This window comes from Pseudomonas crudilactis, assembly GCF_013433315.1.
GTDB classification, from domain to species: Bacteria; Pseudomonadota; Gammaproteobacteria; order Pseudomonadales; family Pseudomonadaceae; genus Aquipseudomonas; species Aquipseudomonas crudilactis.
Genome location: NZ_WXVV01000017.1, coordinates 20229 through 43988, shown reverse-complemented (window position 1 = coordinate 43988; position 23760 = coordinate 20229). Strand labels below are relative to the sequence as shown.

Here is a 23760-nt window from a genome sequence, read left to right as displayed (position 1 = left end):
GAGCGAGCTTGCTCGCGAAGGCGATATCCGCCACCCCACAGAGCTCGAAGCTGTCAGATGTTCTGGCGATCACCCTTCGGATCAAAGAACACCGAAGACACGATTTCCGCCTCGATCACGCTGCCATCGGCCAGCGGTGCAAACACCCGCTCACCGAGGCGCTTCAGACCGCCCTTGACCACACCCATGGCAAACGAATAACCGAGGGAGTTGTGCGCGTAACTGGAAGTCACGTGGCCGACCATGGTCATCGGAATCGCCTGCTTGGTGTTGAACACCAACTGCGCACCTTCCGGCAGCCACACGTTCGGATCGATCGGCTTCAGCCCGACCAGCTGCTTACGCTGATCCTTCACGCAGTCTTCACGGTTCATGCCACGCTGGCCGATCCACGAGAACGGTTTGGTGCGACCCACACACCAGCCCATGTTCAAGTCGTCCGGGGTCATCGAGCCGTCAGTGTCCTGGCCAACGATGATGAAACCCTTCTCGGCACGCAGGACGTGCATGGTTTCAGTGCCGTACGGGGTCAGGTTGTACTGCTTGCCGGCCTCGACGATTTTCTCCAGCACGCCCATCGCGTAATCGGCCTGGACGTTGACTTCGTACGACAGTTCACCGGTGAACGAGATACGGAACACCCGCGCCGGCACGTCGCCGACCAGACCTTCTTTCCAGGTCATGAACGGGAACGCTTCGTTGCTCAGATCAATGTCGGTCACGGCGCTGAGCAGCTTGCGGCTGTTCGGCCCGGACAGGGTCATGGTCGCCCAGTGGTCGGTGACGGAAGTGAAGTAGACCTTCATGTCCGGCCATTCGGTCTGGTGGTACAGCTCCAGCCATTGCAGCACGCGAGCCGCGCCGCCGGTGGTGGTGGTCATGACGAAATGGTTGTCGGCCAGGCACGCCGTGACACCGTCGTCGAAGACCATGCCGTCTTCTTTGCACATCAAACCGTAGCGAGCCTTGCCCACGTCGAGCTTGGTCCAGGCGTTGGTGTACACGCGGTTGAGGAACTCGCGGGCATCCGGGCCTTGAATGTCGATCTTGCCGAGGGTCGAGGCATCGAGCAGGCCGACGCTGTCGCGCACGGCTTTGCATTCGCGCTTCACAGCGGTATGCAGGTCTTCACCGTTTTTCGGGAAGTACCACGGACGCTTCCACTGACCGACGTCTTCAAACTCGGCGCCATTCTTCACATGCCAGGCATGCAGCGCGGTGTGACGCACCGGTTCGAAGATGTGCCCACAGTGACGGCCGGCGACGGCGCCGAAAGTTACCGGCGTGTAGTTCGGGCGGAACATCGTGGTGCCCATCTGCGGGATGGTCACGTTCAGCGAGCGAGCGGCGATGGCCAGACCGTTGACGTTGCCGAGCTTGCCCTGATCGGTGCCGAAGCCCAGCGCGGTGTAGCGTTTGACGTGCTCGACCGACTCGAAACCTTCACGAGTTGCCAGTTCAATCGCTGCAGCGGTCACGTCGTTTTGCAGGTCGACAAATTGCTTCGGCGCCCGTGCGGTGTTCTTTTCATGCGGCACCTGGAACAGCGCCAGCGTCGGTTCTTCGTGACGGCTGAGGGCTTTCGGCAGTACGCCTTCGACGGTCTGAAAACCGGCTTCAGCAGCAGCGCGCACGCCACCTTCAAAACCATCGGCCAACGAATCGCCGAGACCGTAAACACCGTTGATGCCACCGACGCACACGCGTTTCTGCGGTGCTTCGCCCGGTACGAAACCGAGGATGTCTTCACGCCAGGTCGGCTTTCCACCGAGGTGCGAAGCCAAGTGAACCACCGGGCTGTAACCGCCGGAGCTGGCGATCACATCGCAGTCGAGCCATTCGCCCGGGCTGGTCACGGCGTGCGCTTTGACATCGATCGCGGCAACGCGGGCAGCGGTGACACGCTTGCTGCCACGGGCTTCGATCACGGCGCTGCCGGTGAGGATGCGGATGCCTTTGGCACGCGCTTCTTCTACCAGTGCACCACGCGGATTGCTGCGCGCATCGGCGATGGCCACCACTTGCAGACTGGCGTCGAGCCAATCCAGAGCGACACGATAAGCGTGATCGTTGTTGGTCGAAAGAACGAGCTTCTTGCCCGGTGCTACGCCATAACGGCGCACGTAAGTCGACACCGCACCGGCGAGCATGTTGCCCGGCACGTCGTTGTTGCCGTAAACCAGCGGACGCTCGCAAGCACCGGTCGCCAGCACGACGCGCTTGGCGCGGACACGGTGAATACGCTGACGCACCTGACCGATTGGCGCACGGTCACCGAGGTGATCGGTGAGGCGTTCGTGAATGGTCAGGAAGTTGTGGTCGTGGTAACCGTTGACCGTGGCGCGCGGCAACAGCAGCACGTCCGGGGTGTTCTTCAGTTCCGTGATGACACTGGCGACCCAGTCCATCGCCGGTTTGCCGTCGAGGCTTTCACGGGAATCGAGCAGGCTGCCGCCGAACTCTTCCTGCTCATCGGCCAGAATCACTCGGGCACCGCTGCGCGCCGCTGCCAGTGCAGCCGCCAGACCGGCAGGGCCGGCGCCGACGATCAGCACGTCGCAGTGCTGGTTCATGTAGTCGTAGGTGTCCGGATCGTTCTCGGTCGGCGAACGGCCGAGACCGGCTGCCTTGCGAATGTACTTCTCGTAGGTCATCCAGAACGATTGCGGGTACATGAAGGTTTTGTAGTAGAAACCCGGCGGCATCAGCTTGCCGCCGACCTTGCCGAGAATGCCCATCATGTCGTTGTTGACGCTCGGCCAACCGTTGGTGCTGGTCGCAACCAGACCTTGATACAGCGCCTGTTGCGTGGCGCGCACGTTGGGAATCTGCGTGGCTTCGGTAGCGCCGATCTGCAGTACCGCGTTCGGCTCTTCGGCACCGGCAGCAAAGATGCCGCGAGGACGCGAATACTTGAAGCTGCGGCCAATAATGTCGACGCCGTTGGCGATCAGCGCGGCGGCCAGCGAGTCACCCTCGAAGCCTTTGTAGCTCTGACCGTTGAAGGTGAAGCTCAGCACTTTGTTGCGGTCGATCCGTCCACCGTTGGACAGGCGATTGGTCTGGCTCATACCTTCTCTCCCAGCGCCGTCGTGGCTGTTTTCGCCGTATCAGCCTTGTCGGTGAATTGCGGCTTGGTGCCGATCTTGTAGGTTTCGAGAATCTCGTAGGTCACGGTGTCGCGGGTGACGTTGAAGTACTGACGGCAACCGGCGACGTGATCCCACAGCTCGTGGTGCAGACCGCGCGGGTTATCGCGGAAAAACATGTAGTCGCCCCACTCCTCGTCGGTGCAGGCGCCAGGGTCGAGCGGGCGCGGAATGTGCGCCTGACCGGATGCGTGGAATTCCTCTTCGGAGCGCAGTTCGCCGCAGTGAGGACAGAAGATATGCAACATGGGGATTTCTCCTGTTAGTGGGCAACCGCAGCAGCGCCGTGTTCATCGATCAACGCACCGTTGTGGAAACGGTCGATGGAGAAAGGTGCGGCCAACGGGTGCATTTCACCCTTGGCCAGACTCGCGGCAAACACGTTGCCCGAGCCAGGAGTTGCCTTGAAGCCACCGGTGCCCCAACCGCAGTTGAAGAACATGTTCGGTACCGGGGTTTTCGAAATGATCGGGCAAGCGTCCGGCGTGGTGTCGACGATGCCGCCCCACTGACGGTTCATGCGTACGCGCGACAACACCGGGAACATCTCGACGATGGCCTGAATGGTGTGTTCGATCACCGGGTACGAACCACGCTGGCCGTAGCCGTTGTAGCCGTCGATACCGGCGCCGATCACCAGGTCGCCCTTGTCGGACTGGCTGATGTAACCGTGCACGGCGTTGGACATGATCACGCTGTCGATAATCGGCTTGATCGGCTCGGACACCAGCGCTTGCAGCGGGTGGGATTCGATCGGCAGACGGAAACCGGCGAGTTTGGCCATGTGCCCGGAGTTACCGGCCGTGACCACGCCGACGCGCTTGGCGCCGATGAAGCCCTTGTTGGTTTCCACACCGATGCACACGCCGTTTTCCTTGCGGAAGCCGATCACTTCGGTCTGCTGGATCAAGTCGACACCGAGGGCGTCAGCGGCACGGGCAAAGCCCCAGGCCACGGCATCGTGACGGGCAACGCCGCCGCGACGCTGAACAGTCGCGCCCAACACTGGGTAGCGAGTATTTTTCGAGCAGTCGAGGTACGGAATCTCGTCAGCGACTTGCTTGGCGTTGAGCAGTTCGCCATCGACGCCGTTGAGGCGGTTGGCGCTGACCCGACGCTCGGAATCACGAATGTCCTGCAGGGTGTGGCACAGGTTGTAAACGCCACGCTGGGAGAACATCACGTTGTAGTTGAGATCCTGCGACAGGCCTTCCCACAATTTCATCGCGTGTTCGTAAAGATGCGCCGACTCGTCCCACAGGTAGTTGGAGCGCACGATGGTTGTATTGCGCGCGGTGTTACCGCCGCCCAGCCAGCCCTTCTCGACCACGGCGACGTTGGTGATGCCGTGCTCTTTCGCCAGGTAGTAGGCAGTCGCCAGACCGTGCCCGCCGCCGCCGACGATGACCACGTCGTAGACCTTTTTCGGCGTTGGCGTGCGCCACATGCGCTGCCAGTTTTCGTGGTGGCTGAGGGAGTGTTTGAAGAGGCCGAAGCCCGAATAGCGTTGCATAGTCAGTTACTCCAGAACACTCAGCGATAAACCGGGAAGTCTGCGCACAGGGCCGACACTTGCTGGGCAACATTGGCCTCGACATCGGCATCACCGAGGTTGTCGAGGATGTCGCAGATCCAGCCAGCCAACACTTCGCACTGGGTCACCTTGAAACCGCGGGTAGTGACGGCCGGGGTGCCGATGCGCAGGCCCGAGGTCACGAACGGCGATTGCGGGTCGTTCGGCACGGCGTTCTTGTTGACGGTGATGTGCGCGCGGCCAAGGGCGGCGTCGGCGTCTTTGCCGGTCAGGCCCTGACGGATCAGGCTGACCAGGAACAAATGGTTGTCGGTACCGCCGGACACTACATCGTAGCCACGTTTGATAAACACGCTGGCCATCGCCTGAGCGTTGTCGATCACTTGTTGCTGATACGCCTTGAAGCCAGGCTCCAGCGCTTCCTTGAAGCACACGGCTTTACCGGCGATGACGTGCATCAGCGGGCCGCCCTGAGCGCCGGGGAACACAGCAGCGTTGAGCTTCTTCTCGATCTCTTCGTTGGACTTGGCCAGGATCAGCCCGCCACGTGGGCCGCGCAGGGTTTTGTGCGTGGTGGTGGTGACCACGTCGGCGTACGGCAGCGGGTTCGGGTACAGACCGGCGGCAACCAGACCGGCGACGTGGGCCATGTCGACGAACAGCAGCGCGCCGACCTTGTCAGCGATCTGACGGAAGCGCGGGAAGTCCAGCGTCTTCGAGTAAGCGGAGAAACCGGCGACGATCATTTTCGGCTTGGATTCGACGGCGAGACGCTCGACTTCGTCGTAATCGATCAGCCCGGTGTCGGTGTTGATGCCGTACTGCACAGCGTTGTAGAGCTTGCCCGAGGACGAGACTTTAGCGCCGTGGGTCAGGTGACCACCGTGGGCCAGACTCATGCCGAGGATGGTGTCGCCCGGCTGGATCAGCGCCAGGTACACCGCGCTGTTGGCCGACGAACCGGAGTGCGGCTGAACGTTGGCGTAATCGGCGCCGAACAGTTGCTTGGCGCGTTCGATGGCCAGTGCTTCGACTTTATCGACGTGCTCGCAGCCACCGTAGTAGCGCTTGCCCGGATAGCCTTCGGCGTATTTGTTGGTCAGGCCGCTGCCTTGCGCTTGCATCACGCGTTTGCTGGTGTAGTTCTCCGACGCGATCAGCTCGATGTGATCTTCCTGACGTTGCTCCTCGGCATTCATCGCCGCCAGCAGTGCATCGTCGTAACCCTGGATCTGGTCTTGCTTGCTGAACATCGCGTCTCTCCCAGCGGCATCTGTGCGCCATTCGTCTCGGTAAGGCACTGGCAATCACGGCAGTGCCCTTTGATGCCGATGGTATGACCGGCGCAGACAGCTCAAATGCCTGCGCGCGCCACGCAAAGGTGCGTTTACGACATGGCCGGAAATGCCCTGACAAACACAATCCTCAATATGACGAAGAACCCTGTGGGAGCGAGCTTGCTCGCGAATAGGCCGTGTCAGTCAGCATCAGTGCTGGCTGATACACCGCTTTCGCGAGCAAGCTCGCTCCCACAGGGTTATGTGAAAAGTTGGCGGACGGCGAGTAGCAGGAGAAAATGTGCGGGATAGAGGACGTACGCCCAGCGCCGCATCGGTGGCGGCTGGAGATGTCGCGCATGTCGCAACAGGAACATTCCGAGCGTGGGCGCAAACAGACAGGTGGCAATGCCAAGAATGGCGACGCTGCTACCGAACCTTGCAGAGTCGTACAGCACTTGCCATTGGTTCGCTGCGAGGCATATCAAACCCGGCAGCAAGCTGAAATACCACGGACGGCGAAACACCAGCAGCATCGCCAACGGCAGCAACACCCCGAAGAAACCAAACATCAGTCGTTCCGGAAACATGGCGGCCAGCACCAGCGCGGCGACACCCAACAATCGCGCCGTGATCGAGGGGGCCTGCCAACCACGCGCCACGAGCAAGCCCAGCGCCAGCGTCGGCATCACATTCAACGTATCGGGCTCAGGAATGTACAACCGATAGGGAATTTCACTCACCGCACTGAACAGCAACAACCACCCCAGATACCGCCATTCCATCCTCCGCGAACCATCGCGCGAAAGATTCGCCGCCATCGCCAGACAAAACCACGGAAACGCCAGCCGCCCCGGCACGTACAGCCAATCGGCGGAGAACCCGGCATATCGCAGGTGATCGAGCAACATGCACAGCAGCGCCAGCCACTTGAGCAGATCCAGTGCGCCGTCGCGTTTGCTCAGGTGCATAATCGTCCTACAAACTGGTAATTTCCTGAATGTGACATCCCGTGTGCTCCCCGGAAGATCTTCGGTAAAGTGCGCACCCTCATTGACCACGAGCCTTCACAAGAGTCTCGACCACGGAAGCCGGCCATGACCGACAAGAGCCAACAATTCGCCAGCGACAACTACTCCGGTATCTGCCCTGAAGCCTGGGCTGCGATGGAGCAGGCCAACCACGGTCACCAGCGCGCGTATGGCGACGATGAATGGACCGCACGCGCGGCCGACCATTTCCGCCAATTGTTCGAAACCGACTGCGAAGTGTTCTTCGCCTTCAACGGCACCGCCGCCAACTCGCTGGCCCTGTCGTCGCTGTGCCAGAGTTACCACAGCGTGATCTGCTCGGAAACCGCCCACGTCGAAACCGACGAATGCGGCGCCCCGGAATTCTTTTCCAACGGCTCGAAACTGCTGATCGCCGGCACCGAAAACGGCAAGATCACCCCGCAGTCGATCCGCGAAGTCGCGCTCAAGCGTCAGGATATTCACTATCCGAAACCGCGCGTCGTGACTCTGACTCAAGCCACCGAAGTCGGCAGCGTCTACACCCCGGAAGAAGTCCGCGCCATCAGCGCGACTTGCAAAGAGCTGGGCCTGCACCTGCACATGGACGGCGCGCGTTTCTCCAATGCCTGCGCGTTCCTCGGCTGCTCGCCAGCGGATCTGACCTGGAAGGCCGGCGTTGACGTGCTGTGCTTCGGCGGCACGAAAAACGGCATGGCCGTGGGTGAAGCGATCCTGTTCTTCAACCACAAACTGGCGGAGGACTTCGACTACCGCTGCAAACAGGCCGGGCAACTGGCGTCGAAAATGCGCTTCCTCTCGGCACCGTGGGTCGGCATCCTCGAAAACGACGCCTGGCTGAAATATGCGCGCCACGCCAACCACTGCGCGCAACTGCTGGCAGAACTGGTCAGCGACATTCCCGGCGTCGAACTGATGTTCCCGGTGCAGGCCAACGGCGTGTTCCTGCAACTGTCGGAACCGGCCATCGCCGCGCTGACCGCGAAGAACTGGCGCTTCTACACCTTCATCGGCAAGGGCGGCGCACGCTTCATGTGTTCCTGGGACACCGAAGAAGAACGCGTCCGCGAACTGGCGCGCGACATCCGCGAAGTCATGTCCGCCTGACCTGACTACACGGGTTGTGCTTCTGCTTGGTCTACATTGTCTGTCGAGCCCTCCGCTCACATAACAATAAGCAGGAGCATCGGCATGTCGTTACAAGGCAAAACCCTGTTCATCACCGGCGCCAGCCGTGGCATTGGTCGTGAGATTGCGCTGCGTGCCGCGAAGGACGGAGCCAACATCGTCATTGCGGCGAAAAGCGCCGAAGCCCACGCCAAACTGCCCGGCACCATCCACAGCGTCGCCGCCGAAGTCGAAGCCGCGGGCGGCAAGGCCTTGGCGTTGCAGGTGGATGTGCGTGATGAAGACGCCGTGCGTCAGGCACTTGCGCAGGCCAACGAGCATTTCGGCGGCATCGATGCGCTGGTGAACAACGCCGGGGCGATCAAGTTGACCGGCGTGCAACACATCGAACTCAAGCGTTTCGACCTGATGCACCAGATCAACACCCGGGCGGTGTTGCTGTGCAGTCAGGCCGCCCTGCCCTATTTGAAGAAATCCGCCGGACACATTCTCAACCTGTCGCCGCCGCTGAATCTGGCGAGCAAGTGGTTTGCGCAATTCAGCCCGTACACGGTGACCAAGTACGGCATGAGCATGCTGACGCTGGGGATGAGCGAGGAATTTGCCGCGTACGGGATCAGCGTCAATTCACTGTGGCCGCAGACGATGATTGCCACGGCGGCGATTGAGTTTCAGCTGGGCAATCGCGAGTCGTTCAAGCAGGCGCGCACGCCGGCGATTATGGCGGATGCGGCGCATGTGATTTTGGGAAGCAGCGGACGGCAGATTACCGGGCGATTGTTGATTGATGAGGAGATTTTGCGGGAGAGCGGCGTGACTGAGTTCGATCAATATCGCTTTGATCGAGAAAGCGACGCGGCACTGGTGCCGGATTTGTTTGTTGACTGAAAAGCCCCTCACCCTAGCCCTCTCCCAGAGGGAGAGGGGACTGATTGGGGGATATTCGAGAATTACGCCGACCTGAAACTGCTTTGCCGAATCCATAATCGATAAGGTCATTCAGGTCGATGCAGAACGCCAGACACCTCCGTCGGCCCCCTCTCCCTCTGGGAGAGGGCTGGGGTGAGGGGCAAGCCGTACGCAAAAATTCGCCCCACTCAGAAATCGATGCGCACATCCCCTTTAGGCACACTGCAGCACGAAAGAATAAACCCTTCGGCCTCGTCGTCCTCGGTAATCCCGCCGTTGTGCTCCATCTCCACCTCGCCCCCCAGCTTCAACACCTTACACGTCCCACAAATCCCCATCCCGCAAGCTTTCGGAATCATCAAGCCAAGCTTGGCCGCCGCCGCATGCACGGTCTCGCCCGGTGCCACACGAATACTCTTGCCGGACGAAGTGAACTCGACCTGATGCAGATCCGCCGCATCGATTTCCGGCGCGTCGGCTGCCTGCTCCGCCTGCTCCACCGCATCAGCACGAGCTTCCGGCGGCGTCGCACCAAACGACTCCTCGTGATAACGCGACATGTCATAACCGGCCACTTCCAGCAACCGCTTGACCGCATTCATATAAGGCGTCGGGCCGCAGCAGAACACTTCGCGCTCAAGGAAGTCCGGCACCATCAGCTCAAGCATCTTGTGATTCAGGTAACCGCGATACCCGGCCCACGGCTCGCCCAAGCCATGCTTCTCGCAGATCAGGTGCAGGCTGAAGTTGTCGATCCGCGATGCCATGTGTTCCAGCTCGCGGTGGTAAATGATGTCTTTCGGCGAGCGCGCGCTGTGGATAAAGGTCATGTCGACGTTGGCGTTGGTGTCGTAGAACCAGCGCGCCATCGACATGCACGGCGTAATCCCCACGCCGCCGCTGAGATAGAGCACCTTCGGGCTCGGGAAGTCGATGGCGTTGAACAGCCCGACCGGCCCGTGCACCGCCAACTCTTGCCCTTCATGCAGCGTGTCGTGCAACCAGTTCGAGACCTTGCCCCCCGGCACGCGCTTGATCGTCACCGAAAAGCTGTACGGCACCGACGGCGAACTGGAAATGGTGTACGAGCGCATGATCGGCTGGCCTTCGATTTCCAGCTCCAGAGTCACGAACTGCCCGGGCTTGAAGAAGAACAGGATCGGCTGGTCAGCCATAAAGCAGAAGGTGCGCACGTCCCAGGTTTCCTGGATGACTTTGACGCAACGGACGATGTGTCGGCCATTGGCCCAGGTCTGGGTGGTGACCGGATTCAGGAAGCTGTTGGACATGCTGTTCTCCACGGCCGACTGTCGGCCTCATGTCGGCGATTCTGCGTATAGCGCGAACCGCCCGTTTACCTATCCGCGACATCGGCATACTTATCGCGACCAGCCCCCAACCACCGGGGGTTGCGCGTCGGGAACAGATTGCACCATGTCGCCCATGGATAAGGTTGCGCCCTGCGCCGGGCCCACACTCGCCCCAACACCAAGACAGCTTCTTTACACCTTGCGTAGCAACCGTTAGCAGCACACCTGATCAGCCACTTTTCGCCGGCCACGCAGATGGCCATGAGGATCACATCGATGGACGTCACCGCAAAAATCAGCCTGGGCGATCCGCTGGAACCCGCACGCAAGGCCACTGCACAAATGCTGCAAGAGCGCGAGCGCACCTTTTCGCTGCCGCAACCGTTCTACAGCGATGAGCGGCTGTTCGATATCGACATGCAGGAGATCTTCCAGAAAGAGTGGTTGATCGCCGGCATGACCTGCGAGATCCCGGCCAAGGGCAACTACCTGACCCTGCAGATCGGCAAGAACCCGATCATCGTCATCCGTGGCGCCGAAGGCGTTGTGCACGCGTTCCACAACGTCTGCCGCCACCGTGGCTCGCGTCTGTGCACCAGCGAAAAAGGCAAGGTCGCCAAACTGGTCTGCCATTACCACCAGTGGACCTATGAACTGGACGGTCGCCTGCTGTTCGCCGGCACCGAGATGGGCGCCGACTTCGACATGAAGCAATACGGCCTCAAACCGGTGAACGTGAAGACTGCTGGCGGTTACATCTTCATCAGCCTGGCCGAGAACCCGCCGGCCATCGATGACTTCCTGTCGACGCTGAACCATTACATGGAACCGTACGACATGGAGAACACCAAGGTGGCGATTCAAACCACCTTGTTCGAAAAGGCCAACTGGAAACTGGTGCTGGAAAACAACCGCGAGTGCTACCACTGCAACGCGTCGCACCCGGAACTGCTGAAAACCCTGCTGGAATGGGACGACGTCACCGACCCGCGCGCCGATCAAGCGTTCAAGGATCACGTTGCTGCGTCCGCCGCTGCCTGGGAAGCCGAGAAGATTCCTTACGCCCACGCCAGTTTCGGCCTGCGTAACCGCATCGTGCGCATGCCGCTGCTCAAAGGCACCGTGTCGATGACCCTCGACGGCAAACAGGGCTGCGCGAAACTGATGGGGCGGATCAAGAACCCGGATCTGGGTTCGATGCGCATCCTGCACCTGCCGCACTCGTGGAACCACTGCATGGGCGACCACATCATCGTCTTCACCGTGTGGCCGATCAGCGCGCAGGAAACCATGGTCACCACCAAGTGGATCGTGCACAAGGATGCGGTTGAAGGCGTGGATTACGACGTCGAGCGTATGCGTCAGGTGTGGGATGCGACCAACGATCAGGACCGCCGACTGGCGGAAGAGAACCAGCGCGGGATCAACTCGACGGCGTATCAGCCCGGGCCTTACTCGAAGACTTATGAGTTTGGCGTGGTCAACTTCGTTGATTGGTACAGCGAGCGTCTGCTGAACAACCTTGGGGCCGAGCCTGCGCCTTACCTCAAAGGCGTCCCTGTCCAAGGATAAAAAGCATCGCGAGCAGGCGAAGGCCTACATTTGGAATGCGTTCCCCTGTAGGAGTGAGCCTGCTCGCGATAGCTATTTCACATTCACCACATCCCTGAACCTTGATTGCACAAATTCTGACCAACCACCCCACACCCCATACCCACCAAGCCCCCCAGCCTTCCGCAAACAAGTTATCCACATACCCACCCACAGCAAATGGGGACAACTGTGGATGACTCAAAAAATATCTCACTGATTTGCAAAGAAAAACCGTGACTTATCCAGAAGCACGGTTTTCGAAAGGCAATGATCGTTTTTTGATCAACAGGCTGAAAGGCACACAGATCGTGGCCTTCAGCGGATGGCAAACACCTTATCCACAGAAGCGCCAACAGAGATCGGGGGTAACTTTGCATCTGCTGTGGAAAAGCGCTGAAGACTGCGAAAAATCGGGGGTTTCGGAAGATTCATCCGGTTAAAAGTGCAAATTGATCAGTTATTGATCAACTCTCTGAAAGCCACGTTTTATATGGCTGTTAGTGGAAAGCAAACATCTTATCCACAGAAGCGCCAACAGAGATCGGGGGTAACTCAGGAAGTTATCCCGCCGAAAAATCCCGTAAAAACCGTAACTTAGGCTGGTTGTTTTTTGATCTGAAGGCTGCAGGCCACGGCCGACGTGACTTGCAGTGATGGGCGAACATGTTATCCACAGACTGACCAACAGGGATTGTGTGTAAACCCTCGTCAGTGGATAACCGGATTCATGCCCGGTACATAAGATAGGCCTCACCCGTCACCCGGATCATCGGATGCGGTACCACCTGACAGGTTTTGACGATGCCAAAGCCATGTCGCTCATAAAACCGGCGCGCACCGGTATTGGCGGCGTAGTCGATCAGGCTCAGCCCTTTGAGCGTGAGTTGATCGGCGCGCGCCTGGGCATGCTGGAGGAACTGCACGCCCAATCCTTGATTGCGCCAGCCTTCGTGCAGCGCCAGGCTGGAGATGTACAGGGTATCCGCCACCTCCATATCGGCGTAAGGCGCCAGCACAGGATCGGTGGGCGGTGCCGGGTCTGGATCTTCGCGCATGACGTAGCTGTGCATCATGCCGACCACGCCGCCTTCGGCCTCAGCGATCAGGCAGTTCTGCCAGGAAAAGTCCACATCGTCGCGGGCATATCGCCGCTCACCGACATCAAGCAATGTCTCGCCCGGCTCCGCCAACTGACTCCAGATGTAATCCGAGGCGCCCTCTGAGGAGATCTGAAACAAACGCGCAATATCGCGCGCATCCGTGCGCCGGGCAGGTCGAAATTTTACGGTCATTCACTTGACTCCCTGTGTGGTGAGTGGCTTTTCTAACCCGTGCTTGAAGACAGCTGCAAACAGAAGCGCAATGTTTTTCATGTCAATAAATGACAGTTGTCGACCAAATACATGTGGGAGCGAGCTTGCTCGCGAAAGCGCTGTATCCGCCAACATTATTGCTGACTGATCCGATGCATTCGCGAGCAAGCTCGCTCCCACAGGAGGATTGGAGGGGTGTCAGCGGACCACGCCTTCCTCAATCAGCAACTTGAGGATGGCTTCGGCGCCAACCTGCGGGGTAACGCCTTTGAGCACTTGTCCACCGCCACCACTGGCTTTGGCGGTAGCCGCTTTCATCCGGTCGGCACCGCTTTTGGCTTTGATCACTTTCAGGCGTTTGGGCCTTGGTTTGGCCGGCTGCAGGGTGGCGACAGCCAAGAGCTCGTCGTCTACGACCTCGACGTCGTCAGCCTCCAGCACCCCGCGCCGCGCCGGGCCATAGGCACTCTGCCGAGGTTTCGGCGCGGCGTTATCCACAGTCGCCAGAAACGGCAGCTTCACTTTCAACCGGCGCCGTTGCCCACGCGGCAAGGCTTGCAGCACCAGCGCCGAACCGTCGTTGATCGACTCGACCTGCGCCAGCCCGACCACCAGCGGCCAGCCCAGACCTTCGGCGAGCAGAAACGGCAACATCCCCGAACCTTCACCGGTTTCCGCCTGGCTGCCGGTCAGCACCACCTGGGCACCGGCATCGCGCAGATACGCGGTCAGCGCCGGCAGCGCATCGGCGCCAGCCGGTTGCTCCAGCACATGCATCTGCTCAAGACCCATACCCAGATAGGCGCGCAACGCCGGTTCCGCAATGTCGCCGGCATGCAGCACTTGCAGGTTATCCCCAGCCAGTTGCAGGCCCAGTTCAACGGCGCGCGCGTCCTGATCAGCACGGCGTGGCCGCCCGGAAGTCGGGTGAGCGCCGATGGAAACCAGACTGATTACTTTCGTGTTCATAGCGTTTCCTTAAGCCGCATCGCGTTTGGCTTCGTTGCGGTAAGCCGCGACCGCCTCGATCAACGCCTGCAGAATCTCTGCGCTTTCGCCGATCACCGACAAATCGGCACGCTTGATCATGTCGCAACCCGGATCAAGGTTGATCGCCACCACTTTGTCGCAAGCGCCAATGCCTTGCAGGTGCTGAATCGCGCCAGAGATACCCACAGCCACATAGACCCGCGCGGTGACCCAGGTGCCGGACGCGCCGACCTGGCGATCACGGGCCATGAAGCCATCGTCCACTGCAACGCGGGAAGCGCCTTCGGTAGCGCCGAGCGCCGCTGCCGTTTCGTGAAAGAGCTGCCAGTCCTTGACGCCGTTGCCGCCGGAGAAAATGAACTCGGCTTCGGCCATCGGAATCGCTGCGGGGTCCACCGCCACAGCGCCGAGATCTTCAATCCGCGACAGGCTGCGCACGACGCTTGTGGATAACTCCACCGGCAACGCTTCATGTCGGGTTTCGCTGACCGGCTCGGCGCATTCGGCGGCGCCCAGAATCAACCGCGCGACCGGTCGGGCAAGGTCTTGCAAGCCGGCTCCTGCGCGGCCGATGCACTCCTGATCCTTGACCTGCCAGACCCGCGTCGCCGGGCGCTCACCCAGTGCCGCGGCAAAGCGCCGGCCGAGTTCACCGCCACCGCTGCGGCTGTCCGGCAGCAGCCAGTGACGTGGATTGAACTGGTTATCCACAGCACGCAAACCTTGCACCCGCTGTTCCGGTGCATAACCGCTGAACTGTTCGCCTTCGAGCACCAGCAAGCGATCCACGCCGGCGGTGGCGAAAGCGTTTTCCTTGTGTTCGCCAAAGACCACCGCCAATACGGCGCCGTCCTGGCCAGCGAGTTGATGGGCAAGGCCGAGCAAGTCACGGTCGTGGCTGCTTAAGCGGCCACCGACCATGTCCGGCACCACGCTGATGTAGAACGCCGGGGCTGGCACTTGATGCAGCGGCAGTTGCACTTCCACAGCAGCGGAACGTTTGACCGCCCCGCCCTGTTGCGCGCCGCTGCGGTCGATCCGTTTGATGCCGTTGGGCCCGACAAAACCGATGCCGTGCAGGTTCTTGCGGATGATGCCGTTGGGGCCCATCCAGCTGTGTTGCGCCGGTTGCATCGCCGCGTGCAGCGGGTGCAGGCGGTTACGCGCAATCCATTCAGCGCGTGGGTCGCGGCGGATAATGTCGCTCATCAGTGGGCCTCCGCAGGTTCACGTTTGGCCGGGGTGGCAGGCTTGCTTGGCGCGGCGTCTTCGAGCAGCGCGTCGGCGACCAGTTCGGCGATGTCCTTGATCAGCGGCCGCGGTTCGACCACGCCTTCGAGCATCGCCGTGCATTGTGGACAACCCACCGCCACCAGCTCGGCGCCGGTCTCGCGGATGTCTTCCATGCGCATGTCGGGAATCCGCTGCTTACCCGGAATGTCAGTGATCGGCGCCCCGCCACCGCCGCCGCAGCAGCGCGAGCGGAAGCCGGAACGTTGCATCTCTTTGACTTCAATGCCGAGGGCCCGCAACACTTCGCGCGGCGCTTCGTACTCGCCGTTGTAGCGGCCCAGGTAGCACGGATCGTGATAGGTCACGCTGTTGCCTTTGTGCTGCCCGAGGTTGAGCGCGCCGGCCTGGATGATTTCCGCCATGTAGGTGCTGTGGTGCTGCACCAGGTAGTTGCCGTCGAACGCGCCGTATTCGTTTTTCAACACGTGGAAGCTGTGCGGATCGCAAGTGACGATGCGGTTGAAGCTGTATTTGGCCAGGGTCTGGATATTGCGTTTGGCGAGCAACTGGAAGGTTGCTTCGTCACCGAGACGGCGGGCCACGTCGCCACTGTCACGCTCTTCGAGACCGAGTACGGCAAAGTCGATTTTCGCCGCTTTCAGCACTTTGACGAACGCGCGCAGGGTGCGCTGGTTGCGCATGTCGAACGCACCGTCGCCAACCCAGAACAGCACGTCGGTGGATTTCTTTTCGCTGAGCAGATTGAGGTTCAAGTCCGCCGCCCAGTTCATCCGCCCGCCCGGAGCGAAACCACCGGGGTTGTCAGTAGCGATGAGATTTTCGAGGACTTCGGCGCCCTTGTTCGGCGTCGCGCCTCTTTCCAGGGTCAGGTGACGGCGCATGTCGACGATGGCGTCGACGTGCTCGATCATCATCGGGCATTCCTCGACGCAGGCGCGGCAGGTGGTGCACGACCACAGGGTTTCGGCGTCGACCAGACCGTTGACGATCGGTTGATGCGGATTGCCACTGTGTTCGCCAATCGGTTTGCCCGGATAAGGACTGCCGGCGAACTTCGCGTCGGTGCCGCCAGCGAGACCGACGACCATGTCCTGAATCAGCTTCTTCGGGTTCAGCGGCTGGCCGGCGGCGAAGGCCGGGCAAGCCGCTTCGCATTTGCCGCACTGCACGCAGGCGTCGAAACCGAGCAACTGGTTCCAGGTGAAATCCTTGGGTTTTTCCACACCCAGTGGCGCGCTCGGATCGTTCAAATCGAGCGGTTTCAAACCGGTGGAGCGACCGCCGCCAAAACGCTCGGCGCGGCGGTGCCAAGCCAAATGCAACGCACCGGCGAAGGCGTGTTTCATCGGCCCGCCCCACGTCATGCCGAAAAACAGCTCCGACACGCCCCACAGCACGCCAATCCCGAGGATGACCGCGAGCACCCAACCGCCAAAGTTCTCCGGCAGGATTCCAGCCACCGGCAAGGTCAGCAGAAAGAACGACGCCGAGAACGCCAACAGGCTTTTCGGCAGGCGCATCCACGGGCCCTTCGACAGCCGCGCCGGCGGATTGCGCCGACGCAGGTAAACGAAGATCGCGCCGACGAACATCACCGCCGTCATCAGCAGCAAGGCGTAACCGAGGATACGGTTGTGCAGGCCGAAACCGTGCACCAGCAGCGCCAGCACAATCGACGCCACCGCACCGCCGGCCGTGGCCACGTGGGTGTTGGCAATGTATTTGTCCCGCGCCACGACATGGTGCAAATCGACCATGTAGCGCTTGGGCATGGCGAACAGGCCGCCGATCAGATCGACCTTCGAGGCCCGGCCCCGGCGCCACATCGCTACCCGCCGCAACGCGCCAAGGACACCAAGGCCCAGAGCGGCGAACAACAGGATTGGAAGAAGGGTGTTCAACATAGGTGAAGCTCCCAAAGACCGCAGGGTCTTGCAGGTCGAGTTGCCTTACTCGGTCACTGTGGGAGCGAGCTTGCTCGCGAAGGCGGACTGACATTCAACATCAATGTCGACTGATCCACCGCTTTCGCGAGCAAGCTCGCTCCCACAGGGTTGTGTGCAAACCTTTAGAAGTCTTTACACAGTCTGAGCGCGTCATAGATCGCGGCGTGGGTGTTGCGCTGCGCCACGCAGTCGCCGATGCGGAACAGCAAGTAGCCGTCGCCCGCCTCGCTCAGCGAAGGTTGCGGCTGGATCGCGAACAACGCTTCGACGTCGATCTGGCCCTTGTTGCGCGAACCCTCTTTGAGCGCGTAGTAGATTTCTTCATCCGGACGCACGCCGTTCTCCACCACCACCTGATCGACCACCCGCTCCTCTTTGGCGCCGGTGTATTCGTTCTCCAGCACCGCGACCAGTTTGTCGCCCTCGCGGTAAACCTTCTCGAGCATCATGTCGCCGGTCATGATCACTTCTTTCGGGTACATGCTGCGGTAGTAGGTCGGGAACGATGTACCGCCGATGGCCACGCCCGGTTTGATGTCGTCGGTGACGATCTCGACCTGGCTGCCCTTGTCGGCGAGGAAGTCGGCAACCGACATCCCGGTGAATTCGCAGATGGTGTCGTAGACCAGCACGTTCTTGCCCGGCGCGACCTTGCCGTCGAGCACGTCCCAACTGCTGACCACCAGCCCTTCGGCGGCGCCCCAGTGTTCGTTCTGTTCCAGGTACGGATGCCCGCCGACCGCCAGCACCACCACGTCCGGACGCAAGTCCATGATGGTGTCGGCATCAGCTGCCGTGCCCAGGCGCAAATCGACTTTCAGCCGCGCAAGTTCCAGCTGGAACCAGCGGGTGATGCCGGCGATCTGGTCGCGCTGCGGCGCTTTCGAGGCGGTGGTGATCTGCCCGCCGATAAATTCTTTCTTCTCGAACAGGGTCACGTCGTGGCCACGTTCGGCGGCAACCCGTGCCGCTTCCATCCCGGCCGGGCCGGCACCGACCACAACGACTTTGCGTTTCGGTCCGGTGGATTTCTCGATGATATGCGGCACGCCCATGTACTCACGGGACGTCGCGGCGTTCTGGATGCACAACACGTCGAGACCTTGATACTGACGGTCGATGCAATAGTTGGCGCCGACGCACTGCTTGATCTGGTCGATCTGGCCCATCTTGATCTTGGCGATCAGGTGCGGGTCAGCGATGTGCGCGCGGGTCATGCCGACCATGTCGACGTAACCGCCTTCAAGAATCCGCGTGGCCTGGTTCGGGTCCTTGATGTTCTGTGCGTGCAGCACCGGCACCTTGACCACTTCCTTGATCCCGGCGGCCAGATGCAGGAACGGCTCCGGTGGATAACTCATGTTCGGAATCACGTTGGCCAGGGTGTTGTGAGTGTCACAACCCGAGCCGACGACGCCGATAAAATCGAGCATGCCGGTGTCGTCGTAATACTTGGCAATCTGCTTCATGTCCTCGTGGGACAAACCGTCCGGGTGGAACTCGTCACCGCACAGACGCATGCCCACGCAAAAGTCGTCACCGACCTCGGCGCGCACGGCTTTCAGCACTTCCAGACCGAACTTCATCCGGCCTTCGAAGGTGCCGCCCCATTCGTCGGTGCGCTTGTTGACGCGCGGGCTCCAGAACTGGTCGATCATGTGCTGGTGCACCGCCGACAGCTCAACGCCGTCGAGACCACCGGCCTTGGCCCGGCGCGCAGCCTGGGCGTAATTGCCGATCACCCGCCAGATTTCTTCCGGCTCGATGGTTTTGCAGGTCGCGCGGTGCACCGGCTCACGGATGCCCGACGGCGACATCAGCGTCGGCCAGTTGAAGCCGTCCCAGCGCGAGCGGCGGCCCATGTGGGTAATCTGAATCATGATCTTGGCGCCATGCTTGTGCATGGCGTCGGCCAGGTTCTGGAAGTGCGGAATGATCCGGTCGGTCGACAGGTTGACCGAGCTCCACCATTCCTGCGGGCTGTCGATGGCGACCACGGAGGAGCCGCCACAGATCGCCAGGCCGATGCCGCCCTTGGCTTTCTCTTCGTAATACTTGACGTAGCGGTCGGTGGTCATGCCACCGTCAGTCGCGTAGACCTCGGCGTGCGCGGTGCTGAGCACGCGGTTGCGGATGGTCAGTTTGCCGATCTGGATCGGCTGGAACATTGCTTCGAAAGCCATGGCGGGTTCCTCGACTTACAACGGCTTGACGGTGAACAGGCCGTCGTCGTGGCCTTCTTCGGAGCCACCGTAAACTTGCTCGGCAACCGTGCGAATCTTGCTGCCGCGCGCTTCAAGAATCTGATCCATGGCCCCGGCAAACCAGCCGGTGAACATGTAGTCGACCTTGCGCCCGACCTTGCCGTAGACGTAGACGAATGCCGAGTGTTCGAGCTTGACGCTGGCGGTGCCTTTGTCGAGGTCGATGTCCTGGATCTTGAACAGGCCCCAGCCGCGCTGCGACAGGCGCTTCATGTAGTGCTCGAACACCGCGACGCCTTCCAGGCCGTGGCATTCAGCTTCTTTTTCACACCAGTGCCAGGCGGATTTGTAGCCGGCCTTGTAGAGGATCTCGGCGTAGGCGTCAGCGCCCAAAACCTCTTCGATGCCCATGTGGTTATTGACGAAGAAGTGACGCGGCACGTAGAGCATTGGCAGGGCGTCGGAGGTCCAGACACCGGTCTCGCTGTCGACTTCGATGGGCAATTGCGGGGCGATCTTGGCCATGGAAACTTAACTCCAGAAAATTTTAGATTCAGTGTTGGCCGCGGCCCTCACCCCAGCCCTCTCCCAGAGGGAGAGGGAGCAGATCGGCGGCGGTCTCGAGAAAGCGTTACTCGCCCCAGACGTCTTTCAGGACGTTGACCCAGTTCTCACCCATGATCTTGCGCACCACGCGCTCGGAATGGCCGCGTTTGAGCAGGGTTTCGGTCAGGTTCGGGAACTCGCCGACGGTGCGGATGCCCAGCGGGTTGATGATCTTGCCGAAGCTGGTCAGGCGGCGGGCGTAGCCCTTGTCGTGGGTCAGGTATTCGAAGAAGTCCTGACCGTGCCCCTGGGTGAAGTCGGTGCCGATGCCGATGGCGTCTTCGCCGACGATGTTCATCACGTATTCGATCGCTTCGGCGTAGTCGTCGATGGTCGAATCGATGCCCTTGGCGAGGAACGGCGCGAACATGGTCACGCCGACAAAACCGCCGTGGTCGGCAATGAACTTCAGCTCTTCATCGGACTTGTTGCGCGGGTGCTCTTTGAGACCCGACGGCAGGCAGTGGGAATAGCAGACCGGTTTTTTCGATTCGAGGATGACTTCTTCAGAAGTCTTGGAACCGACGTGGGACAGGTCGCACATGACGCCGACGCGGTTCATCTCGGCAACGATTTCACGACCGAAGCCCGACAGGCCGCCGTCACGCTCGTAGCAACCGGTGCCGACCAGGTTCTGGGTGTTGTAGCACATCTGCACGATGCCAACGCCGAGCTGCTTGAACACCTCGACATAGCCGATCTGGTCTTCAAACGCGTGGGCATTCTGGAAGCCGAAGAGGATGCCGGTCTTGCCCTGCTCCTTGGCTTTGCGGATGTCGGCGGTGGTGCGCACCGGCATCACCAGGTCGCCGTTTTCGCGGATCAGCTTCTGGCTGGCGGCAATATTGTTCACGGTCGCCTGAAAGCCTTCCCACACCGACACCGTGCAGTTGGCTGCCGTCAGACCGCCCTTGCGCATGTCTTCGAACAGCTCGCGGTTCCATTTGGCAATGATCAGACCGTCGATAACGATGCTGTCGGCGTGTAATTCGGCTGGGCTCATCAGGCGTCCCCTTATTGGCGATTCATGCGCCGAATCGTCTGCCGGCGCTTTGGGGCCAGCATATGCCTCGGTGCCGGGGCGACCGGGTGCAAAAACGACAGGGGAATTGCCGAAAGCGTCAATCCGCGACAAAGGGTCGCCAGACGCTCCGATCAGCTACCTGTTCAAGCCCGCCAGCTTGAGCCAGAATCTGGCGCATCTTGGAAACACCACTGGATTAGAGCGGCGACAACAATGAAATCGATCTTCCTGGCTTTGGCACTGATAGCGACCGGCGTACACGCCGCTGAGGAATCCGACAACAACCCCTGCGACGCCGTCGAAAACGACGTCCAGACCCTGGAATGCTCGACCTACAGCCGCACCACCGCCGAAGACCTGCTCAAGGACAACTACGCCAGCCTCAACGAACGCATGCAGACCGCGTACGGCAAGAACCCGACGCAACTGGCGGACATCACCGCCAAGCTGAAGACGGCTCAGCAGCAGTGGCTGAAGACACGGGATGCGGATTGTGCGGTGGAAGCGTTCCCGGCGACGGCGGGCAGCAAGGCGTTCACGATTGCGCAGAATGACTGCGTGGCGCGGATGAGTGATGAACGGTCGGAGTTTTTGGAGTCGATTGGGCAAGAGTGATCATTAGAACTGCAGGAAGACAATCGCCAAGCCACGAAAAACAACTCGCGAAAAGATTGCGGCGGCCTTTGGAATCACCTCTGAGCAGCTTGAGCTCTAGCCGGTAACGGCGTGTTTGCCTGCTGCAAAAGCCAGACATTCACACCGCCACCCGATGCCAGCATCAGTCGTGAAATGGAGAACGAGGTTTCACATGATCGAGGATCAGACGTGGCGCCTCGTACTCATACCCCAAGTCAGTAATGTCGCTCACATTCCGAGCAGACTGCGCAAACGGCTCGAGCACATCATCGTAGTTATGTCCCTTCGGACCATTGATCAGCGGCGCGTAATGCGGCGCCCAACGTTCGTTGCTCTGGAGCATCAGCGACTGCCAGTCTGCCCACACTTTGTCGACGAAGCAGTGATGCAGGAAGAACACCGGATCATCTGGCGAAGTCATCGGCAACATATTGCCGCCCACCCAGAGGTGGACGCGATTATGCAGTTGTGAACCCGCAGTGGTTACCTGCGGATCACCGCGCTGGGTGATCCAGCCTTCCAGACGATTTCGGAAGCCGCGCACAGTCGGGCCTGAATCATAAGGCGGGGTGTCGTAAAGATTTTCGCGCAAGGCCATTTGCAGATCTTCCGGGGTCGGCAATGAGTTCACGACCAGCCCGAACTGGCGCTTCAAACCAGGACCTGGCAAATCGTCATCCGGATAGGAGGGAACCGGCCATTGTCCATGCTTAAAGGCAAACCGACCGGTTGCGACACGCCAGTCATCGCCTTCAACACCATTACCGCCCATGAAATCCTCAGCCCACACCGGAGAGTTGAGCGGGTCGGCAGCATCTTCGGTCCAGTTCCAGTACGGAATCGTGATGGAGGGGTCAATCGCCTGAAGGTCATTTTCGAACTTCAGCAAAAACGCGCGGTGCCATGGCAGGAATGAAGGCCCCCGATGGGCGCCATTGCGGTAGTTTGGATCGTTTGGTTCATGTGGCAGAACTGTAGGCTTCATGACTTGGTGATGCAGGTGTACATACTCGTCATATTGACCTGACTGTTTGAGCTGGAGGCAGGCGGCGACGAAGTTGGTTTTTTCGTTTTGGGTCAATGAGCGAATGTTCTTGCGTAGTTTCATGTCTTCAGTCCCTTGAGCGAGGTCACGAATGGGAAAGGACGATAATCGTCCCAATCCCCCGGCAACCAAGCTAGGCGCCTGCCGGAAGGCCGTCTACTGTCAGAAATTACAGGTCAGTAACGAATTCCGACCAGCGGTATTGCACCGCTGGGGCGCCGACGCGAGTGACTTGACCGCCCGACTGCGTCAACATGACTACCATCCAATTCGCTCATAAGGTCACTCGCCCATGAACATCTGCGGCATCGAAATCAAAGGCAGCGAAGCGATCATCGCCGTAGCCGCTCTCGACGGTTCAGCATTGAGCCACGTTCCCCTTGCCACCAAGAAGATCGCCCTCGAAGACGATGACGAGACGGCGAACGTGAAGCTGTTCGCGGCGCAGGTGGCGTCGTTTGTGCGCGAGAACTCGATCGATCGGATTGCGATCAAGAAGCGCAGCAAGAAGGGTGAGTTTGCCGGTGGGCCGACGACGTTCAAGATTGAAGGGATTTTGCAGTTGCTGGACGGTTGTGAGGTGACGTTGTTGTCGCCGCAGACGATCAATGCGCAGGCGAAGAAGCATAATTTCGAACTGCCGGGGACGCTGAACAAGTATCAGCATGAGGCTTATAAGGCTGCGTGTTCGGCGTTGGTGAAGAAGTAACCCGATTTCCGAAATCACAGTAAATCCATGTGGGAGCGAGCTTGCTCGCGAAGAGGGAGTGTCAGTCGACAGTTTTGTTGAATGATCTACCGCATTCGCGAG

General features: G+C 60.3%; 20 protein-coding genes and 1 pseudogene. 7 read left to right on the top strand and 14 right to left on the bottom strand.

The window, feature by feature from the left end; translation table 11 throughout:
- Positions 1–53: 53 nt before the first annotated feature.
- From GTU76_RS18955 to GTU76_RS18935, 5 genes are all read right to left on the bottom strand, one after another.
- Positions 54–3071 carry a sarcosine oxidase subunit alpha gene (locus GTU76_RS18955; RefSeq protein WP_180699322.1) on the bottom strand — a complete coding sequence of 1006 codons (3018 nt, stop codon included), beginning with the start codon at positions 3069–3071 and terminating at the stop codon, positions 54–56.
- Entirely contained in the window at positions 3068–3397 is a 330-nt protein-coding gene (locus GTU76_RS18950; RefSeq protein ID WP_016986286.1) for a sarcosine oxidase subunit delta, read from the bottom strand. The genes GTU76_RS18955 and GTU76_RS18950 overlap by 4 nt, the downstream gene beginning before the upstream one ends.
- Positions 3398–3411: 14 nt before the next feature.
- Positions 3412–4662 (bottom strand): sarcosine oxidase subunit beta, encoded by a 1251-nt coding sequence (locus GTU76_RS18945; RefSeq protein WP_034155011.1) that lies wholly within the window; start codon positions 4660–4662, stop codon positions 3412–3414.
- Between the two features lie 20 nt (positions 4663–4682).
- Positions 4683–5936 carry a serine hydroxymethyltransferase gene (locus GTU76_RS18940; RefSeq protein ID WP_007913117.1) on the bottom strand — a complete coding sequence of 418 codons (1254 nt, stop codon included), beginning with the start codon at positions 5934–5936 and terminating at the stop codon, positions 4683–4685.
- Between the two features lie 284 nt (positions 5937–6220).
- Complete coding sequence (locus tag GTU76_RS18935) at positions 6221–6931, bottom strand: TraX family protein (protein ID WP_180699321.1); 711 nt, start codon at positions 6929–6931, stop codon at positions 6221–6223.
- A gap of 126 nt (positions 6932–7057) precedes the next feature.
- Between GTU76_RS18935 and GTU76_RS18930 the strand changes: the two genes are divergently transcribed.
- A complete protein-coding gene (locus tag GTU76_RS18930) occupies positions 7058–8098 on the top strand; it encodes a threonine aldolase family protein (protein WP_007913115.1) in 1041 nt (346 codons plus the stop codon).
- 84 nt (positions 8099–8182) lie between these two features.
- A complete protein-coding gene (locus GTU76_RS18925) occupies positions 8183–9007 on the top strand; it encodes an SDR family oxidoreductase (protein ID WP_180699320.1) in 825 nt (274 codons plus the stop codon).
- A 209-nt stretch (positions 9008–9216) separates the two neighbouring features.
- Here the strand turns inward: GTU76_RS18925 and gbcB are convergent, their stop codons facing one another.
- On the bottom strand, positions 9217–10317 hold the full coding sequence (gbcB, locus tag GTU76_RS18920) for a glycine-betaine demethylase subunit GbcB (RefSeq protein WP_007911227.1): 1101 nt from the start codon (positions 10315–10317) through the stop codon (positions 9217–9219).
- Between the two features lie 297 nt (positions 10318–10614).
- Here gbcB and gbcA point away from each other — a divergent pair, with 297 nt between their 5' ends.
- Both gbcA and GTU76_RS18910 read left to right on the top strand, forming a co-directional pair.
- Entirely contained in the window at positions 10615–11910 is a 1296-nt protein-coding gene (gbcA, locus tag GTU76_RS18915) for a glycine-betaine demethylase subunit GbcA (protein WP_016986282.1), read from the top strand.
- Positions 11911–12164: 254 nt separating this feature from the next.
- The gene (locus GTU76_RS18910; RefSeq protein ID WP_150729887.1) at positions 12165–12371 is read left to right on the top strand and encodes a hypothetical protein; all 207 of its coding nucleotides are present in this window, start codon (positions 12165–12167) and stop codon (positions 12369–12371) included.
- Positions 12372–12656: 285 nt separating this feature from the next.
- Here GTU76_RS18910 and GTU76_RS18905 read toward each other — a convergent pair whose 3' ends face one another.
- From GTU76_RS18905 to GTU76_RS18875, 7 genes are all read right to left on the bottom strand, one after another.
- Positions 12657–13223: a GNAT family N-acetyltransferase gene (locus tag GTU76_RS18905; RefSeq protein ID WP_016983632.1), complete on the bottom strand. Its 567-nt coding sequence runs from the start codon at positions 13221–13223 to the stop codon at positions 12657–12659.
- Between the two features lie 219 nt (positions 13224–13442).
- Positions 13443–14213 (bottom strand): electron transfer flavoprotein subunit beta, encoded by a 771-nt coding sequence (gene etfB, locus GTU76_RS18900; RefSeq protein ID WP_180699319.1) that lies wholly within the window; start codon positions 14211–14213, stop codon positions 13443–13445.
- A 9-nt stretch (positions 14214–14222) separates the two neighbouring features.
- The gene (gene etfA, locus GTU76_RS18895) at positions 14223–15443 is read right to left on the bottom strand and encodes an electron transfer flavoprotein subunit alpha (protein WP_180699318.1); all 1221 of its coding nucleotides are present in this window, start codon (positions 15441–15443) and stop codon (positions 14223–14225) included.
- Positions 15443–17392, bottom strand: coding sequence for a dimethylglycine demethylation protein DgcB (dgcB, locus tag GTU76_RS18890; RefSeq protein ID WP_180699317.1), 1950 nt, complete (start codon positions 17390–17392; stop codon positions 15443–15445). The genes etfA and dgcB overlap by 1 nt, the downstream gene beginning before the upstream one ends.
- 164 nt (positions 17393–17556) lie before the next feature.
- Entirely contained in the window at positions 17557–19617 is a 2061-nt protein-coding gene (gene dgcA, locus GTU76_RS18885) for a dimethylglycine demethylation protein DgcA (RefSeq protein WP_175555506.1), read from the bottom strand.
- A gap of 15 nt (positions 19618–19632) precedes the next feature.
- Entirely contained in the window at positions 19633–20163 is a 531-nt protein-coding gene (locus GTU76_RS18880; RefSeq protein ID WP_005792152.1) for a DUF5943 domain-containing protein, read from the bottom strand.
- Between the two features lie 106 nt (positions 20164–20269).
- Entirely contained in the window at positions 20270–21247 is a 978-nt protein-coding gene (locus GTU76_RS18875) for a dipeptidase (RefSeq protein WP_180699316.1), read from the bottom strand.
- Between the two features lie 234 nt (positions 21248–21481).
- On the opposite strand from GTU76_RS18875, the gene GTU76_RS18870 reads away from it, so the two are divergent.
- Positions 21482–21883: a lysozyme inhibitor LprI family protein gene (locus GTU76_RS18870; protein ID WP_180699315.1), complete on the top strand. Its 402-nt coding sequence runs from the start codon at positions 21482–21484 to the stop codon at positions 21881–21883.
- A 13-nt stretch (positions 21884–21896) separates the two neighbouring features.
- Positions 21897–21983: pseudogene (locus GTU76_RS30430) on the top strand (helix-turn-helix domain-containing protein); the annotation flags it as partial.
- 63 nt (positions 21984–22046) lie between these two features.
- Here the strand turns inward: GTU76_RS30430 and GTU76_RS18865 are convergent.
- Positions 22047–23012 carry a tyrosinase family protein gene (locus tag GTU76_RS18865; RefSeq protein ID WP_180699314.1) on the bottom strand — a complete coding sequence of 322 codons (966 nt, stop codon included), beginning with the start codon at positions 23010–23012 and terminating at the stop codon, positions 22047–22049.
- 229 nt (positions 23013–23241) lie between these two features.
- Here GTU76_RS18865 and GTU76_RS18860 point away from each other — a divergent pair, with 229 nt between their 5' ends.
- Positions 23242–23658 carry a DUF3010 family protein gene (locus GTU76_RS18860; RefSeq protein ID WP_180699313.1) on the top strand — a complete coding sequence of 139 codons (417 nt, stop codon included), beginning with the start codon at positions 23242–23244 and terminating at the stop codon, positions 23656–23658.
- The last annotated feature ends 102 nt before the right edge of the window (positions 23659–23760 follow it).